The organism is Streptomyces sp. URMC 123, assembly GCF_051386515.1.
Classification (GTDB): Bacteria; Actinomycetota; Actinomycetes; order Streptomycetales; family Streptomycetaceae; genus Streptomyces.
Genome location: NZ_JBPQTV010000027.1, coordinates 1 through 16,807, shown reverse-complemented (window position 1 = coordinate 16,807; position 16,807 = coordinate 1). Strand labels below are relative to the sequence as shown.

The 16,807-nt window shown below is 71.2% G+C and carries 12 protein-coding genes; 9 read left to right on the top strand and 3 right to left on the bottom strand.

Features of this window, described 5'->3' with window-relative positions:
- Positions 1–168: 168 nt before the first annotated feature.
- Complete coding sequence (eccCa, locus tag ACSNOD_RS06275; protein ID WP_436765740.1) at positions 169–4,161, bottom strand: type VII secretion protein EccCa; 3,993 nt, start codon at positions 4,159–4,161, stop codon at positions 169–171.
- A 189-nt stretch (positions 4,162–4,350) separates the two neighbouring features.
- Here eccCa and eccD point away from each other — a divergent pair, with 189 nt between their 5' ends.
- The 6 genes from eccD to ACSNOD_RS06245 all read left to right on the top strand — a co-directional run bounded on the left by eccD (position 4,351) and on the right by ACSNOD_RS06245 (position 11,642).
- Positions 4,351–5,880, top strand: a complete 1,530-nt coding sequence (eccD, locus tag ACSNOD_RS06270; RefSeq protein WP_436765739.1) for a type VII secretion integral membrane protein EccD — start codon at positions 4,351–4,353, stop codon at positions 5,878–5,880.
- 258 nt (positions 5,881–6,138) lie between these two features.
- A complete protein-coding gene (gene rpsO, locus ACSNOD_RS06265; RefSeq protein WP_436765738.1) occupies positions 6,139–6,426 on the top strand; it encodes a 30S ribosomal protein S15 in 288 nt (95 codons plus the stop codon).
- A 350-nt stretch (positions 6,427–6,776) separates the two neighbouring features.
- Positions 6,777–9,011, top strand: coding sequence for a polyribonucleotide nucleotidyltransferase (locus ACSNOD_RS06260; protein WP_436765737.1), 2,235 nt, complete (start codon positions 6,777–6,779; stop codon positions 9,009–9,011).
- Positions 9,008–10,387 (top strand): M16 family metallopeptidase, encoded by a 1,380-nt coding sequence (locus tag ACSNOD_RS06255; RefSeq protein ID WP_436765736.1) that lies wholly within the window; start codon positions 9,008–9,010, stop codon positions 10,385–10,387. The genes ACSNOD_RS06260 and ACSNOD_RS06255 overlap by 4 nt, the downstream gene beginning before the upstream one ends.
- A 46-nt stretch (positions 10,388–10,433) precedes the next feature.
- On the top strand, positions 10,434–11,186 hold the full coding sequence (gene dapB, locus ACSNOD_RS06250; RefSeq protein WP_436765735.1) for a 4-hydroxy-tetrahydrodipicolinate reductase: 753 nt from the start codon (positions 10,434–10,436) through the stop codon (positions 11,184–11,186).
- A 3-nt stretch (positions 11,187–11,189) separates the two neighbouring features.
- Positions 11,190–11,642 carry a hypothetical protein gene (locus tag ACSNOD_RS06245; RefSeq protein WP_436765734.1) on the top strand — a complete coding sequence of 151 codons (453 nt, stop codon included), beginning with the start codon at positions 11,190–11,192 and terminating at the stop codon, positions 11,640–11,642.
- Positions 11,643–11,652: 10 nt separating this feature from the next.
- Here ACSNOD_RS06245 and ACSNOD_RS06240 read toward each other — a convergent pair whose 3' ends face one another.
- Both ACSNOD_RS06240 and ACSNOD_RS06235 read right to left on the bottom strand, forming a co-directional pair.
- Positions 11,653–12,228, bottom strand: a complete 576-nt coding sequence (locus ACSNOD_RS06240; RefSeq protein ID WP_436765733.1) for a hypothetical protein — start codon at positions 12,226–12,228, stop codon at positions 11,653–11,655.
- A gap of 144 nt (positions 12,229–12,372) precedes the next feature.
- A complete protein-coding gene (locus ACSNOD_RS06235; RefSeq protein ID WP_436765732.1) occupies positions 12,373–12,615 on the bottom strand; it encodes a hypothetical protein in 243 nt (80 codons plus the stop codon).
- A gap of 223 nt (positions 12,616–12,838) precedes the next feature.
- On the opposite strand from ACSNOD_RS06235, the gene thyX reads away from it, so the two are divergent.
- The 3 genes from thyX (at position 12,839) to ACSNOD_RS06220 (ending at position 16,568) form a co-directional block, all read left to right on the top strand.
- The gene (thyX, locus tag ACSNOD_RS06230) at positions 12,839–13,579 is read left to right on the top strand and encodes an FAD-dependent thymidylate synthase (RefSeq protein WP_436765731.1); all 741 of its coding nucleotides are present in this window, start codon (positions 12,839–12,841) and stop codon (positions 13,577–13,579) included.
- 246 nt (positions 13,580–13,825) lie between these two features.
- Positions 13,826–14,725, top strand: coding sequence for a 4-hydroxy-tetrahydrodipicolinate synthase (gene dapA, locus ACSNOD_RS06225; protein WP_436765730.1), 900 nt, complete (start codon positions 13,826–13,828; stop codon positions 14,723–14,725).
- 157 nt (positions 14,726–14,882) lie between these two features.
- Positions 14,883–16,568, top strand: coding sequence for a ribonuclease J (locus tag ACSNOD_RS06220; RefSeq protein ID WP_436765729.1), 1,686 nt, complete (start codon positions 14,883–14,885; stop codon positions 16,566–16,568).
- Positions 16,569–16,807: the final 239 nt, after the last annotated feature.

Here is a 16,807-nt window from a genome sequence, read left to right as displayed (position 1 = left end):
CCGGGGGTTCGAGCGGCGAATGAGTACGCGTACTCATGGCACGGAGGGTGCGCATATCGCGCACCCTCCGTGAGGACATCCGTCAAAAACGCCGTCAAAAACGCGGCCCTGCGAATGCCCACGACGATTGCCGCGACATTCCCTGACGCTTTGTCAGGACGCCGAGCCCTATCGCTCGTCCGGCAACCAGCCCAACTGCACCAGCGGTGTCCCCCGCTTGCGGGAGACGAAGAAGCCCCGCCCCGGCGGCATCGGACGCGGCCGGACATTGCCGAGGACATCGCCCTCGCCCGGGTCGCCGGAGAGCACCACGCCCTGCGCGCCGAGCTCCTTCACGCGCTGCATGAACGTCTCGAACATGCCCCGCGACGCCCCCGCCGTGCTGCGCGCGATGATGAAGCGGATGCCGACATCCCGCGCGTAGGGAAGGTTCTCCACCAGGACCGAGAGCGGATTGCTGCCACCGCTCGTCACCAGTTCGTAGTCGTCGACGATGACGAAGAACCGCGGTCCCGACCACCAGCTGCGGTCCCGCAGCTGCTGCGGGGTGATGTCCGGCTGCGGCGCGCGCCGCGTCATCAGCCCGTTGAGCGCGTTCATGTGCAGCTCCAGCGCCGAGGCCAGCGGCGCGTACTCCAGGAGATGCGTCTCCGGCACGGCCTCCAGCAGCGAGCGCCGGTAGTCGCCCACCACGATCTTCGCCTCGTCCGAGGTGTACCGCTCGGAGATCTGCTTGGCGATGAGCCGCAGCAGCCCCGTCTTGCCCGATTCGCTCTCGCCGAAGACGAGGAAGAACGGGTCGGTCTCGAAGTCGACGAACACCGGCTCCAGGTTGGTCTCGTCGATGCCGATCGCGATGCCGTGCTGCGGGAACTCGAAGCCCTTGGGCAGCCGGTCCGCCGGCAGCTTGCGCGGCAGCAGCCGGACCCGGGGCGCGGACGGCCCGGACCAGCTCTCCGACACCGTACGGACCATGCCCGCCGTGCCGTCCGACAGGTCGTCGGCCCGGCTGCCGGAGTCGATGCGCGGCAGCGCCGCCATGAAGTGCAGCCGCTCGGGGGTCTGGCCGCGGCCCGGCACGCCCGTCGGGACGTTCGCCGCCACCTTGCGGTCGATCTCGGAGTCCATGGTGTCGCCGAGCCGCAGCTCCAGCCGGCCCAGCAGCTGGTCCTTGAGCGCCGCGCGGACCTCCATGTACCGGGAGGCGGTGATGACGACGTGCACGCCGTAGCCCAGACCGCGCGTGGCGAGGTCGGCCACCACGCCCTCGAGCATGTCATAGTCCTGCTTGAACGCGCCCCAGCCGTCGATCACCAGGAACACGTCGCCCCACGCCTGGTCCGGGTGCTGCCCCGCGGCCCGCTGGCGGCGGTAGGTGGCGATGGAGTCGATGTTCCGGGCGCGGAAGTACTCCTCCCGCCGGTGCAGCACCCCGGCCACCTCGGCGACCGTGCGCCGCACCTTCTCCGGGTCGAGCCGGGAGGCGATCCCGCCGACGTGCGGCAGGTCCGCGACGGCGCTCATGCCGCCACCACCGAAGTCCAGACCGTAGAACTGCACCTCGTGCGGGGTGTGGGTGAGCGCGAAGGAGGAGATCAGCGTCCGCAGCAGCGTGGACTTACCGGACTGCGGACCACCGACGATCATCATATGGCCGGCCGCGCCCGAGAAGTCCCGGTAGAGCACGTCCCGGCGCTGCTCGAACGGCTTGTCCACCAGGCCGAGCGGCACCACGAGGGCGCCCTTGCGCGGGTACTCCGGGGCGTGCAGACCGCGCTCGGCGGTGGCCGTCAGCGCGGGCAGCACCTGGTCCAGCGCCGGCGCCTCGGTCAGCGGCGGCAGCCACACCTGGTGCGCCGCGGGGCCCTGCCCCTCCAGCCGCCGCACGATCACATCGAGCACCGTGTCGGCGAGCGCGTCGTCGTCGGCGCGGGCCGGGGTGATCAGCGCGGCCGGGTCCGGCACCGCGTACGTCACCGGCACCGGCGCGGCCGTGAAGGCCACCGGCCTGCGCTCCACGGGCAGCGCGCCCGCGGCCGGGTCGATCAGGTCCGCCCCGCTCGTGCGGTACGTCCCCGACACATAGGCCGCCTTGAAGCGGACCATCTCGTCCGTGCCGAACTTGAGATAGCCCGAGCCCGGCACCGACGGCAGGTGGTACGCGTCCGGCACGCCCAGCGCCGCCCGCGACTCCGCGGCCGAGAACGTGCGCAGACCCACCCGGTACGACAGATAGGTGTCGAGGCCGCGCAGCCGCCCCTCCTCCAGCCGCTGCGAGGCGAGCAGCAGGTGCACGCCCAGCGACCGGCCGATCCGGCCGATCTGGATGAACATGTCGATGAAGTCCGGCTTGGCGGAGAGCAGCTCGCTGAACTCGTCGATGACCAGGACCAGGGAGGCCAGCGGCTCCAGCGGGGCGCCGGCCGCGCGGGCCTTCTCGTAGTCGTGGATGTTGGCGTAGTTGCCCGAGGCCCGCAGCAGCTCCTGGCGCCGCTGGAGCTCACCGGTGATCGAGTCGCGCATGCGGTCGACCAGGGTCAGGTCGTCCGCGAGGTTGGTGATGACCGCCGCCACGTGCGGCAGCTCCGACATGCCGGCGAAGGTGGCGCCACCCTTGAAGTCCGCCAGCACGAAGTTGAGCGTCTCGGAGGAGTGGGTGACCGCCAGGCCCAGCACCAGGGTGCGCAGCAGCTCCGACTTGCCGGAGCCGGTGGCGCCCACGCACAGGCCGTGCGGGCCCATGCCGTCCTGCGCCGCCTCCTTCAGGTCGAGCATGACGGGCTGGCCGTCCTCGCCGACGCCGATCGGCACCCGCAGCCGCTCACCCGTGGAGCGCGGCCGCCAGGTGCGGGCCACGTCCACCGAGGCCGCGTCGCCCAGGCCCAGCAGATCGGTGAAGTCCAGGTTGGCCAGCAGCGGCTCGTCGTCGTCCCCGCCCGAGCCCATGCGCAGCGGCGCGAGCTGGCGGCCCAGCGCCTCGGCGGCCTCCAGGGACAGCCAGTCCGGTACGCCCTCGTAGGCCACCGTCGCCGACTCCAGCCGCAGCCTGCCGGGGCGCACCACGATGGACAGGCCGCCGCGCGGCTCGTCCAGCTCGCCGGGCACCACCTCGACGACCGTGACGCCCTGCAGCCCCTCGGCGGCGGCGAACGCCGAGTCCGGCGGCACCCGGCCGCCGTCCAGCACCACCACGATGTGCGGCTGGTCCAGCAGCGGCTGGCCCTCCCGGTTGAACCGGGGCCGGCCGTCCAGCCGGGCGGTCAGCGCCCGCTCCAGCTCCCCGAGGTCGTCGCTGATCAGCCGCTTGGTGCCGGCCCCGTCGAGGGAGCCGGGCAGCTGGACGTGCGGCAGCCACTTCGCCCAGTCCCAGCGGGCCGCCGAGGACGGCGCGGTGACCACCGCGACCACCACGTCGTCGGGCGAGTGCAGGGTGGTGAGCTGGGCCACCAGCGCACGTGCCGCGCCGTGCACGGACTCCGGCTCGCCGGACACCGTCATGTGGTAGAAGGCGCGCAGCGACACCGCGACCGGCAGGTTGTCCACGGTGCCGTGGGTGGCGAGGAACTGCTGCATCGCGCCCGCGGCCAGCGGCTCCAGCTCGTCGATGGGCGCGGTGTCCGGCGCCACCAGGGGAGTGGACAGCTGCTGCGGGCCCAGGCCGATGCGGATCTGGCCGAAGTCCTTGTCGCCGACGCGCCGTTCCCACACCCGGCAGGGGGTGTCCGTGGAGAACCGCGGGGCGGCCTCCGCCACCAGCGACCACAGCTGGTCGGGCGCGGGGTGCAGATAGTGCTGCGCGTCGCGCTGCGCCCGCGCCGTGCGGCGCACCTTGCGCCGGGTCTGCGCCAGGTACTTCAGGTAGTCGCGGCGCATCTGCGCCGACTCGCCCTGGGTTCCCTTGCGATAGCGCACGATCTGGGCAATGGCCATCGCCAGCGTGGACACCAGCATCATCACACCCATGATCCGCATGAACGGATGGGTGTTCGGCATGAAGAAGAAGACCACGGAGCCGCCCATGCCGAGCATGGGCAGCAGCTGCATGGCCATGCCCTCGCGTTCGCCGCGGGGCAACTCGGGAGGGGGCTCCAGAAGCAGCTCATCAGCTGGTGTCTCGGGCGGAACGGCCCGCGGCGGGCGCTTGACGACAATCTGGCTCACCGGCGCATCAATCCCTCGATACTGGCGGGGCGGTTCGCTTGCCGGCGCCCCCGTGGCGGCGGCCTCCCTCCACGCGACGGCGATCCTACTTGTCCGTGCACGGTCGGCCGCCCGGTAGGGTGGCGCCCCGCGGATGTGCGACCGCGAACAAGACGCGATGAACGCGACCTTTGTCACCGAGGGCACTCGATGTCCACTCACGTCCCGTGCCCCGGTGAACGAGCGCGAATGAGGGGGCCATATCAGGTGAGTACGACCACAGCGACCGGCTTCTGCCGGGTCACCGTCGTCGCACCGGACAGCCGGATCGATGTCGCCCTGCCCGACGACATCCCGGTCGCGGACCTCAATCCCGAGATCCTCCGGCTGACCGGACAGACCCAGTCGACCGGCACCCCCACCGGCTACCACCTGGTCCGCCGGGACGGCACCGTGCTGGAGGGCTCCCGCTCGCTCGCCGCCCAACAGGTCCTCGACGGCGAGGTGCTGAGCCTGCGCCCGTTCGCCGAGTCCCTGCCGCCCGCGGTCTTCGACGACGTCGCCGACGCCGTCGCCTCCGCCGTGCGCCGCGACCGCACCCTGTGGAACGACGGCCTGCTGCGCGCCGCCGGCCTGTTCGGCGGCGCCTGTCTGCTGGTGCTGCTGGGCTTCGTGCTGTGGTTCGCCGACCCGGTGCGCCACGACATGCACGCGCTGCCCGGCATCATCGCGACGGCCGTCGGCGTGCTGCTGACCGTGCTGGCCGGCGTGCGGGCCCGGGTCTACGACGACCGCGCCTCCGCCGTCGCCCTCGGACTGTCCGCGCTGCCCCATCTGATGATCGCCGGCTCCGGGGCGCTCCCGCTCGACCAGGGCGAGGGCGTCGGCCGGCTGCAGTTCCTGCTCGGCTGCGTCGCCGTACTGATCGCCTCCGTCGCCCTGGTCGCGCTGATGCCCGGCGGGGACGCCCCCTTCGTCGCCGCGGTCTTCGCCTCCGCCGTCGGCACCCTGGCCACCTTCTGCGCGATCCTCACCGACGCGCGGCCGGTGGACACCGCCGCCGTCAGCGCGGTCGTCGCCATCGGCATCGTCGCCTTCCTGCCCGGCCTGTCCGCGCGCTTCGCCCGGCTGCCCATCGGCTACGCCTCGCCGCGCGCCGCCGACCCCGACTTCGACGCCGAGCCCGACCCGTCCGCCGCCCCCGCCGAGCCGGTGGACGGCGAGCGCATCGCCGCCCAGGCCCGGCGCGGCCACGAGATGCTGCTGGGCCTCGTCGGCGGCTGCTCCGCGGTCGTCGTCGGCTCGGCCGCCGTCCTCGGCTTCTCCGACTCCCTCTGGGGCCAGCTGCTGGCCCTCGCCTCCGGCCTGGCGATCCTGCTGCGCGCCCGGCTCTTCCGCTACACCGCCCAGGTCGCCTGTGTGCTGGCGGCCGGCCTGTGCGCGCTGGCCCTGCTGGTCCTGGGCCTCTCGCTGAACCCGCCGGCCGGCGCGGTGCGCGATCTGCTGATCGAGGGCGACCGCGGCCCCCTGGACGTCCGGACGATCTGGCTCGCGGCGGCCGTCATCGCCGCCGCCGCCCTGATCACCGCCATCGCGCTGATCGTCCCCCGCAAGGGCGTCACCCCCTTCTGGGGCCGCTTCAGCGACCTGGCCGAGGGCGCCGTACTGCTCTCCCTGGTCCCGCTCTGCCTGGCGGTGCTCGACGTCTACTCCTCGGCGCGCAGCATGACCAGCGGCTGATTCCGGTCGGCGGCCGACCGGAGCGCGGCACCGGCACGCGCCCCCCGTACGCTCCTGTGCACCGGTACGCGACCCCCGGCCCGCCCCGGCCGGTGAGGCTGGTACTCTGTGTGACGGCCGTGTGTGTACGCGCCTCCGGAGACTCTCATCGCCTGGAGGCAGCGCCCAGCGGACCCCGCCTTCCGAGTCATGGAAGCTCCCCTGAGAGTCAGACCAGGGGCACTCGGTGGCCAAACGAAGAACACAGAGGAGTACCGCGTGTCGCTCGACGCCGCTACGAAGAAGCAGATCATGGCCGAGTTCGGGACCAAGGAGGGCGACACCGGTTCCCCCGAGGTCCAGGTCGCGCTGCTCTCCCGCCGCATCTCGGACCTGACCGAGCACCTCAAGACCCACAAGCACGACCACCACTCCCGCCGTGGTCTGCTGCTGCTGGTCGGCCAGCGCCGCCGGCTGCTCCAGTACCTGGCCAAGAAGGACATCCAGCGCTTCCGTGCGCTGGTCGACCGCCTCGGCATCCGTCGCGGTGCGGCGGGCGCCAAGTAAGACGCCGTGAAGGGAGCGGTTCCCACCCCCGGGGGCCGCTCCCTTTGCCGTACGCGCGGTCGTGTCCGCCGTACGGTCGCCCGTACGGACGGTCGCTCTGTGCGACCGCTGTACGTGCGATACCCACCGGACGCTTTGTAGTCTGGTCGCACAACGCCTCGGGTCCCGCGCCGCGGGGTACCCGAGAACACACCTGAGGAGGAGTGCTCTCCACGCCGCCGGTCCTCGGTAGTGGCCCCCGGAAGAACAGACTCCGGGTGCTTCGATCGAAGACCGGCCCGCACCGGAGCGCTCCGCCGCAACCGTCCCCCGCCACACGGGCGCGGGACGTAGACGAGGAGATATCGCTGGTGGAGAACGAGACCCACTACGCCGAGGCCGTCATCGACAACGGTTCCTTCGGCACCCGCACCATTCGCTTCGAGACGGGCCGCCTGGCCCGCCAGGCCGCCGGCTCCGCCGTGGCGTACCTGGACGACGACACCATGGTGCTGTCGGCCACGACCGCCTCGAAGAACCCCAAGGACCAGCTGGACTTCTTCCCGCTGACCGTCGACGTCGAGGAGCGGATGTACGCCGCCGGGCGCATCCCCGGCTCGTTCTTCCGCCGTGAGGGCCGCCCCTCCGAGGACGCCATCCTCACCTGCCGGCTGATCGACCGCCCGCTGCGCCCGTCCTTCAAGAAGGGCCTGCGCAACGAGATCCAGGTCGTCGCCACGATCATGGCGCTCAACCCCGACCACCTGTACGACGTGGTCGCGATCAACGCCGCCTCCGCCTCCACGCAGCTGGCGGGCCTGCCCTTCTCCGGCCCGATCGGCGGCGTCCGCGTCGCGCTGATCAAGGGCCAGTGGGTGGCGTTCCCGACCCACAGCGAGCTCGAGGACGCCGTCTTCGACATGGTCGTCGCCGGTCGCACCCTCGAGGACGGCGACGTCGCGATCATGATGGTCGAGGCCGAGGCCACCGAGAAGACCATCAAGCTGGTCGAGGGCGGCGCCGAGGCGCCGACCGAGGAGATCGTCGCCGCCGGTCTGGACGCCGCGAAGCCCTTCATCAAGGTGCTCTGCAAGGCCCAGGCCGACCTCGCCGCCAAGGCCGCCAAGCCGACCGCCGAGTTCCCGATCTTCCTGGACTACCAGGACGACGTCCTGGAGGCGCTCACCGCCGCCGTCCGCGACGAGCTCGCCGCCGCGCTCACCATCGCCGGCAAGCAGGAGCGCGAGGCCGAGCTGGACCGCGTCAAGGCGCTCGCCGCCGAGAAGCTGCTGCCGCAGTTCGAGGGCCGCGAGAAGGAGATCTCCGCCGCGTACCGCTCGCTGACCAAGTCCCTGGTGCGCGAGCGCGTCATCAAGGAGAAGAAGCGCATCGACGGCCGCGGGGTCACGGACATCCGTACCCTCGCCGCCGAGGTCGAGGCGATCCCGCGGGTGCACGGCTCGGCGCTGTTCGAGCGCGGCGAGACCCAGATCCTGGGTGTCACCACGCTGAACATGCTCCGCATGGAGCAGCAGCTGGACACGCTCGCGCCCGAGACGCGCAAGCGCTACATGCACAACTACAACTTCCCGCCGTACTCCACCGGTGAGACCGGCCGCGTCGGCTCCCCCAAGCGCCGCGAGATCGGCCACGGCGCGCTCGCCGAGCGCGCCCTGCTGCCGGTGCTGCCGACGCGCGAGGAGTTCCCGTACGCCATCCGCCAGGTCTCCGAGGCGCTCGGCTCCAACGGCTCCACCTCCATGGGCTCGGTCTGCGCCTCCACCATGTCGCTGCTGAACGCCGGTGTGCCCCTCAAGGCCCCGGTCGCCGGCATCGCCATGGGCCTGATCTCCCAGGAGATCGACGGCGAGACCCACTACGTCACCCTCACCGACATCCTCGGTGCGGAGGACGCCTTCGGTGACATGGACTTCAAGGTCGCCGGCACCAAGGAGTTCGTGACCGCCCTCCAGCTCGACACCAAGCTGGACGGCATCCCGGCCTCCGTCCTGGCCGCGGCCCTCAAGCAGGCCCGCGACGCCCGTCTGCACATCCTCGACGTGATGATGGAGGCCATCGACCGTCCGGACGAGATGTCCCCCAACGCCCCGCGGATCATCACCGTCAAGATCCCCGTGGACAAGATCGGTGAGGTCATCGGCCCCAAGGGCAAGATGATCAACCAGATCCAGGAGGACACCGGCGCCGAGATCACCATCGAGGACGACGGCACCATCTACATCGGTGCCGCCGACGGCCCGGCCGCCGAGGCCGCCCGCGCCACCATCAACGGCATCGCCAACCCGACGATGCCGGAGGTCGGCGAGCGCTACCTGGGCACGGTCGTCAAGACCACCACCTTCGGTGCCTTCGTCTCGCTGATGCCCGGCAAGGACGGCCTGCTGCACATCTCGCAGATCCGCAAGCTCGCCGGTGGCAAGCGCGTGGAGAACGTCGAGGACGTGCTCGCGGTCGGCGCCAAGGTGCAGGTCGAGATCGCCGAGATCGACCAGCGCGGCAAGCTCTCCCTCATCCCCGTGATCGAGGGCGAGGGCGACGAGGCCGGCGAGGCCACCGCCGAGGCGAAGGACGACGCCGCCAAGTGACGTCCCGAACGCACCGTGCGACGGCCCGCACCTCTTCGGAGGTGCGGGCCGTCGCCCGTACCAAAACCCTGCTCAAGGGCGAGAACGGCATCGGCACTGTGCGCAGGACCGTGCTCCCCGGCGGGCTGCGGGTGGTCACCGAGACCCTGCCCACCGTGCGCTCCGCCACCTTCGGCATCTGGGCCCGCGTCGGCTCCCGGGACGAGACGCCCACGCTGAACGGCGCCACCCACTACCTGGAGCACCTCCTCTTCAAGGGCACCGAGCGGCGCAGCGCGCTGGACATCTCCGCCGCCATCGAGGCGGTCGGCGGCGAGATGAACGCCTTCACCGCCAAGGAGTACACCTGCTACTACGCGCGGGTGCTCGACACGGATCTGCCCCTCGCCATCGACGTCGTGTGCGACATGCTCACCGGCTCGCTGATCGATGAGGAGGACGTGGACGCCGAGCGCGGCGTCATCCTCGAAGAGATCGCGATGACCGAGGACGACCCCGGCGACTGTGTGCACGACCTGTTCGCGCACACCCTCTACGGCGACTCCCCGCTGGGCCGCCCGGTGCTCGGCACCGTCGAGACGGTCAACGGCCTCACCCGCGACCGCATCGCCCGCTTCTACCGCAAGCACTACGACCCCACCCACCTGGTGGTCGCGGCGGCCGGCAATGTGGACCACGCGCGCGTCGTACGACAGGTGCGCGCCGCGTTCGAGCGCGCCGGGGCCCTCGGCCGCACCGACGCCGAACCCGTCGCCCCCCGCTCCGGCTCCCGGACCATCCGCACCGCCGGCCGCGTGGAGCTGCTCGGCCGCAAGACCGAGCAGGCGCACGTCGTCCTCGGCATGCCCGGTCTGCCCCGCACCGACGAGCGGCGCTGGGCCCTGAGCGTGCTCAACACCGCCCTCGGCGGCGGCATGAGCTCCCGCCTCTTCCAGGAGGTCCGCGAGAAGCGCGGCCTGGCGTACTCCGTGTACTCCTACACCTCCGGCTTCGCCGACAGCGGCCTCTTCGGCGTCTACGCCGGCTGCCGCCCCGGCCAGGTGCGGGACGTCCTCAAGATCTGCCGTGACGAGCTCGACCACGTGGCCGCGCACGGGCTGGACGACGAGGAGCTGCGCCGCGCGATCGGCCAGGTCGCCGGCTCCACCGTGCTGGGCCTGGAGGACACCGGGGCGCTGATGAACCGCATCGGCAAGGGCGAGCTGGTGTGGGGCGAGCAGATGTCCGTGGACGAGATGCTGGCCCGGATCTCCGCCGTCACCGCCGACGAGGTCCGCGAGGTGGCCAGGGACGTCCTGGGCCACCGGCCCTCGCTCGCGGTCATCGGCCCGCTCACCGACCGGCAGGCCGGCCACCTGGACGAGGCCGTCTCCTAGCCGGCCCTCCCAGTAGCCGTCTCTCCTAGCGAAGGATGTTCGAACGATGAGCAAGCTGCGTGTGGCCGTCATCGGGGCCAGGGGCAGGATCGGCTCCGAGGCCGTACGGGCCGTCGAGGCCGCGGACGACCTGGAACTGGTCGCCGCGCTGGGCCGGGGCGACCGGCTGGAGGAGCTGACCGAGGCGGGGGCTCAGGTCGCCGTCGAGCTGACCCACCCCGACTCGGTCATGACCAACCTGGAGTTCTGCCTCCGCAACGGCATCCACGGCGTGGTGGGCACCACCGGATGGACCGAGGAGCGGCTCGCGCGGCTGGGCGGCTGGCTGGACGCCGCACCGGGCACCGGTGTGCTCATCGCACCGAACTTCTCCATCGGCGCGGTGCTCACCATGCGCTTCGCCCAGCAGGCGGCCCGGTTCTTCGAGTCCGTCGAGGTCGTGGAGCTGCACCACCCGAACAAGGCCGACGCGCCCTCCGGCACCGCCACCCGCACCGCCCAGCTCATCGCGGCGGCCCGGGCCGAGGCCGGCTGCGCCCCTCAGCCGGACGCCACCAGCACGGCGCTGCCCGGCGCCCGCGGCGCCGATGTCGACGGGGTGCCCGTGCACGCCGTGCGACTGCGGGGCCTCCTGGCCCACCAGGAGGTCCTCCTCGGAGACACCGGCGAGACGCTCACCATCCGGCACGACTCGCTGCACCACAGCTGCTTCATGCCGGGCATCCTGCTCGGTGTCCGCCGCGTGGTCGACACGCCCGGCCTCACCTTCGGGCTCGAACACTTCCTGGATCTGGGCTGACGCATGCGAGCGAAAATCACCTATTTCGGGCTGGCCGCGCTGCTGGTCGTCTACTTCGTCCTCGTCGGCAGCCGGGGCGTCCTGCTCATCGAGCAGGGCACCCCGGTCACCGTCCTCTTCGGGGCGGCGGTGCTGGTGCTGCCCGTGATCGGCGCCTGGTTCCTGTGGCAGAACACCCGCTTCGCCCGCAGCGCCAACCGGCTCGCCGCGCAGCTGGAGGCCGAGGGCGGGCTGCCGGTGGACGAGCTCGTACGGACGCCGGGCGGGCGCATCGACCGGGACTCCGCCGACGCGGTCTTCGCCAAGCGGCGGGCCGAGACGGAACAGTCCCCCGACGACTGGCGCACCTGGTTCCGGCTGGCCGTCGCCTACCACGACGCCCGGGACACACCCCGGGCGCGCAAGGCCATGCAGCGGGCGATTGCCCTGCACGCGGGCCGGCCGATCCGCACCTGACGGTCGGCCGTCAGGAGCGGGCGGGCGCCACGGCGTGATCGGCCGCCCAGCCCTCGACCGAGTCCGCCGCCATGTCGAAGGCCTCCGCACGGCCCAGGAAGTCCGCGTTGTGATCGGTGAGCAGCGGGCGCGGCGGCTCACCGGCTGCGGTGGCCACCACCAGCGCCTGCCCCTGCACGGTCCGCGGCAGCCCCAGCCACTTCACCGGCTGCTGCACCGTGCGCACGGCCGCGACGTGCTCCCACGGCAGGGTCGTGGTGGTGAAGAGCCCGATGCGGCGCAGCCCCCGGGCACTGACCCACGCCCCCACGCGCAGCAGCCGCACCGCGAAGACGATCACCAGGGCGCCGGCGGCCACACAGGCCCCCGCGCCCGGCAGCGCGCCGGCCATCGCCATGATCAGGGCACCGAAGAGCAGATAGGCCGCGAACAGCAGCACCAGCGCGGCTCCCCCGACCCGCCAGGGCCCCGGGCGGTACGGCCGCCGCCACCGGTCGAGCTCCTCGTACGGCAGGGGCGCGTCGGCCCTCGAGACGGTCTCGACGTCGTCGAACGGCCTGTCGGCCGTCAGAAAGGGCAGGGGCACGACTGGTCCTCACTCGACAAGAGCGCTCCCGGACGGGACCGGACGCTCGGCTGTGCTGTGCCCGGTGAGGTTATCGACGCGGTCTGCCCACGACCACTTCGGGGCGCCCGGTCGGCCCAGTGGCGAGGCGACCGGGCGCGGACGTCAGCGGCCTTCCTGCGCCGTCGACGTCGGGGCCTTCCCGGAACCGGGCTGTGGCGCGTCCAGCGCGGGCGCGCCGAACAGCAGCGCCCCCACCAGTCCGGACACCACGGTCAGACCGAGCAGCGTACGGCCGGCGATCTCCGGCCAGCCGGCGCGCTGGCGCGGCGGCGGTGCGACATTGCTGCGGAACCTCTCGGCCTCGGCGATGAAAGCGAAGGGCACGGGCTCTCGCCGGCGGAACATGAGGGTGGTCTCCTCCCGACCTCGAAGTGGGCTTTCACACAGAAGGACGTGCGAACGGGCGAATCGGTGCCCGCTTTCGGCGATCTCTTTCACCCGATTTCCCCGGCGCCCCTCCCGTCATGCCACCGCGGCCCGGTGCCATCCGCCGCGCCCGGCCCGGAGTGTCGGTGGGGCGCCGTAAGCTGAACGGCGCCCGAGCGACACAGATGGAAGGAACCCGCCGGTGAGCGACACCCCCACCGAGAGCGCCAAGCCCGCGTTCCGCGGCGATATGACCGTCGAGCTGGTCAAGCACAGCGCCGCCGACTCCGATGTGCTGTGGGCGGCCCGTGTCTCCACCGCGGGGGAGCAGTCGCTCGAGGAGCTCACGAAGGACCCCGAGCGCTCCAAGGGGCTGATCAACTTCCTGATGCGGGACCGCCACGGCAGCCCGTTCGAGCACAACTCGATGACGTTCTTCATCAGCGCCCCGATCTTCGTCTTCCGCGAGTTCATGCGGCACCGCGTGGGCTGGTCGTACAACGAGGAGTCCGGGCGCTACCGCGAGCTCCAGCCGGTCTTCTACGTGCCCGGCGAGGACCGCAAGCTCGTCCAGCAGGGCCGCCCCGGCAAGTACGAATTCGTCTCCGGCACCCCCGAGCAGCACGAGCTGACCGGCCGGGTCATGGAGGAGTCCTACCGGCAGGCGTACGAGGCGTACCAGGAGATGCTGGCCGCCGGCGTCGCCCGCGAGGTGGCGCGCGCCGTGCTGCCCGTCGGGCTCTACTCCTCGATGTACGCCACCTGCAACGCCCGCTCGCTGATGCACTTCCTCGGCCTGCGCACCCAGCATGAGCAGGCGACGGTCCCCTCCTTCCCGCAGCGCGAGATCGAGATGGTGGGCGAGCTGATGGAGGCGGAGTGGGCCAAGCTCATGCCGCTCACCTACGCCGCGTTCAACGCCAACGGCCGAGTCGCGCCGTAGCGGACCCCGCGGCCCCGGCCGCGCCGTGAGACCCCGTGGGCCCCGCGGTCGACGCCGTCACCGCGGCCGGCGGGCGATCGGGATGAGCCATCGGGAGAAGTGTCCGGATTGCGGCATTTCATGAAGTTCATCTAGGCTGATCAAAGGGACCCGGCACTGCTTGAACCCCCGAGCGGGCAGTGCCGGTGTCCACATCCCGGGTCCCGAGGGAGCACCTCACGGTGAGCTACGAGTAGCGTTGGACCCATGGCTCCGACCTCCACACCGCAGACCCCGTTCGGGCGGGTCCTGACCGCCATGGTCACGCCGTTCACCGCGGACGGCGCACTCGACATCGACGGCGCGCAGCGGCTCGCCGCCCATCTGGTGGACGCCGGCAATGACGGCCTGATCGTCAACGGCACCACCGGAGAGTCCCCGACCACCAGCGACGCGGAGAAAGCCCAGCTCGTACGGGCCGTGGTGGAGGCGGTCGGCGATCGGGCCCACGTCGTCGCGGGCGCCGGCACCAACGACACCCGGCACAGTGTGGAACTGGCCCGGGCCGCCGAGGCCGCCGGAGCCCATGGTCTGCTGGCCGTGACGCCCTACTACAGCAAGCCGCCGCAGGAGGGCCTGTTCCGGCACTTCACGGCGATCGCCGACGCCACCGGCCTCCCGGTGATGCTCTATGACATTCCCGGCCGCAGCGGCGTGCCGATCAACACCGAGACGATCGTCCGGCTCGCCGAGCACCCCAGGATCGTCGCCAACAAGGACGCCAAGGGCGACCTCGGCCGGGCGAGCTGGGCCATCGCCCGCAGCGGTCTGGCCTGGTACTCCGGCGACGACATGCTGAACCTGCCGCTGCTCTCCGTGGGCGCCGTCGGCTTCGTCTCCGTCGTGGGCCATGTCGTCACCCCCGAGCTGCGCTCCCTCCTGGAGGCGCATCTCACCGGCGACGTCACCAAGGCGATCGAGATCCACCAGCAGCTGCTGCCGGTCTTCACCGGTATGTTCCGCACCCAGGGTGTGATCACCACCAAGGCGGCGCTCACCCTCCAGGGTCTGCCCGCGGGCCCGCTGCGGCTGCCGCTCATCGAGCTCTCCCCCGAGGAGACCGAGCAGCTCAAGCGCGATCTGGCGGCCGGCGGGGTACAGCTGTAAACACGGACTTCACAACTGAACAAGATCCCATAACCGCATACGCAGCAATACCTCTTACGTAAGTGCACGACAGTCATGCGCGCCACGTGCCGCTCCGGGGGGCCTTCCACAGGTGGGAGACCGGGGGACATGTGGCGCGCGTGGTGAGGAGAGTCTTTTGAGTCATCCGCATCCCGAGCTGGGCCCGCCGCCGCCGCTTGCCAAGGGCGGCCTGCGGGTCACCCCACTCGGCGGCCTCGGCGAAATCGGCCGCAACATGACCGTTTTCGAGTACGGGGGCCGCCTGCTGATCGTCGACTGCGGAGTGCTCTTCCCCGAGGAGGAGCAGCCCGGAATCGACCTGATCCTGCCGGACTTCACGATCCTCCGGGACCGCCTCGACGACATCGACGGCATCGTCCTGACCCACGGCCACGAGGACCACATCGGCGGCGTCCCCTTCCTGCTGCGCGAGAAGCCGGACATCCCCCTCATCGGGTCCAAGCTGACCCTCGCGCTCATCGAGGCGAAGCTCCAGGAGCACCGCATCCGGCCCTACACCCTTGAGGTGACCGAGGGCCACCGCGAGCGCATCGGCCCCTTCGAGTGCGAGTTCATCGCGGTCAACCACTCCATCCCGGACGCGCTCGCCGTGGCCATCCGCACCCCCGCGGGCATGGTGGTGCACACCGGCGACTTCAAGATGGACCAGCTGCCGCTGGACGGCCGGCTCACCGACCTGGCCACCTTCTCCAAGCTCGGCGAGGAGGGCATCGACCTGCTGCTGGTCGACTCCACCAACGCCGAGGTCCCCGGCTTCGTGCCGCACGAGCGCGACATCTCCAATGTGCTGCGCGGCGTCTTCGCCGGCGCCCAGCGCCGCATCATCGTCGCCAGCTTCGCCAGCCACGTGCACCGCATCCAGCAGATCCTGGACGCCGCGCACGAGTACGGCCGCAGGGTCGCGTTCGTCGGCCGCTCGATGGTCCGCAACATGGGCATCGCCCGCGACCTGGGCTATCTGCGGGTCCCCCCGGGCCTGGTGGTGGACGTCAAGACGCTCGACGACCTGCCGGACGACGAGGTCGTGCTGGTCTGCACCGGCTCCCAGGGCGAGCCCATGGCGGCGCTCTCCCGGATGGCCAACCGCGACCACCAGATCCGCATCGTCCAGGGCGACACGGTGATCCTGGCCTCGTCGCTGATCCCCGGCAACGAGAACGCGGTCTACCGCGTGATCAACGGCCTCACCCGCTGGGGCGCGAACGTCGTCCACAAGGGCAACGCCAAGGTCCATGTCTCGGGCCACGCCTCCGCCGGCGAGCTGCTGTACTTCTACAACCTCTGCAAGCCGCGGAACCTGATGCCGGTGCACGGTGAGTGGCGCCATCTGCGGGCCAACGCCGAGCTGGGGGCTCTCACGGGCGTCCCCAAGGACCGCATCGTCATCGCCGAGGACGGCGTCGTCGTCGACCTCGTCGACGGCAAGGCGAAGATCGTCGGCAAGGTCCAGGCCGGTTACGTCTATGTGGACGGGCTGTCCGTGGGCGATGTGACCGACGCGTCCCTGAAGGACCGGCGCATCCTCGGCGAGGAGGGCATCATCTCGGTCTATGTCGTGGTGGACAGCACCACCGGCAAGATCGTGAGTGGTCCCAACGTCCACGCCCGGGGCTCGGGCATCGACGACTCGGACTTCGGCTCGGTGATTCCCCGGATCGAGGAGGTGCTGGGGAAGGCCGCCTCCGACGGCATCGCGGAGCCGCACCAGCTGCAGCAGCTCATCCGCCGGGCCGTGGGCAAGTGGGTGTCGGACAACTACCGGCGCCGCCCGATGATCCTCCCGGTCGTGATCGAGGTCTGACGGCCCGTCACGTCACGGACGGCCGCCCCCGGAGCCGATTTGCTTCGGGCGCGGCCGTCCAGTACGTTTACGGCTCCGCCTGAACGAGAACCCGGTACGAGTGCGTGCCGGAGCGCTCCGGAGGCGGAAAATCCGACTCAGTGAAATCTGATAAAGTCGGAATCACGCCGGAAGGCGCGAAACCCCGCCGAGGGGGATCGGAAACCGATTCGGACCGGAAACGGAACGGAAAAGGATCT

Bases quoted from the DNA above. Each gene is read 5' to 3' on its own strand.
- ACSNOD_RS06235 (WP_436765732.1), bottom strand. From the start codon at position 12,615: ATGTTCCGCCGGCGAGAGCCCGTGCCCTTCGCTTTCATCGCCGAGGCC.
- dapB (WP_436765735.1), top strand. From the start codon at position 10,434: ATGAGCAAGCTGCGTGTGGCCGTCATCGGGGCCAGGGGCAGGATCGGC.
- dapA (WP_436765730.1), top strand. From the start codon at position 13,826: ATGGCTCCGACCTCCACACCGCAGACCCCGTTCGGGCGGGTCCTGACC.
- ACSNOD_RS06245 (WP_436765734.1), top strand. From the start codon at position 11,190: ATGCGAGCGAAAATCACCTATTTCGGGCTGGCCGCGCTGCTGGTCGTC.
- eccD (WP_436765739.1), top strand. From the start codon at position 4,351: ATGTCCACTCACGTCCCGTGCCCCGGTGAACGAGCGCGAATGAGGGGG.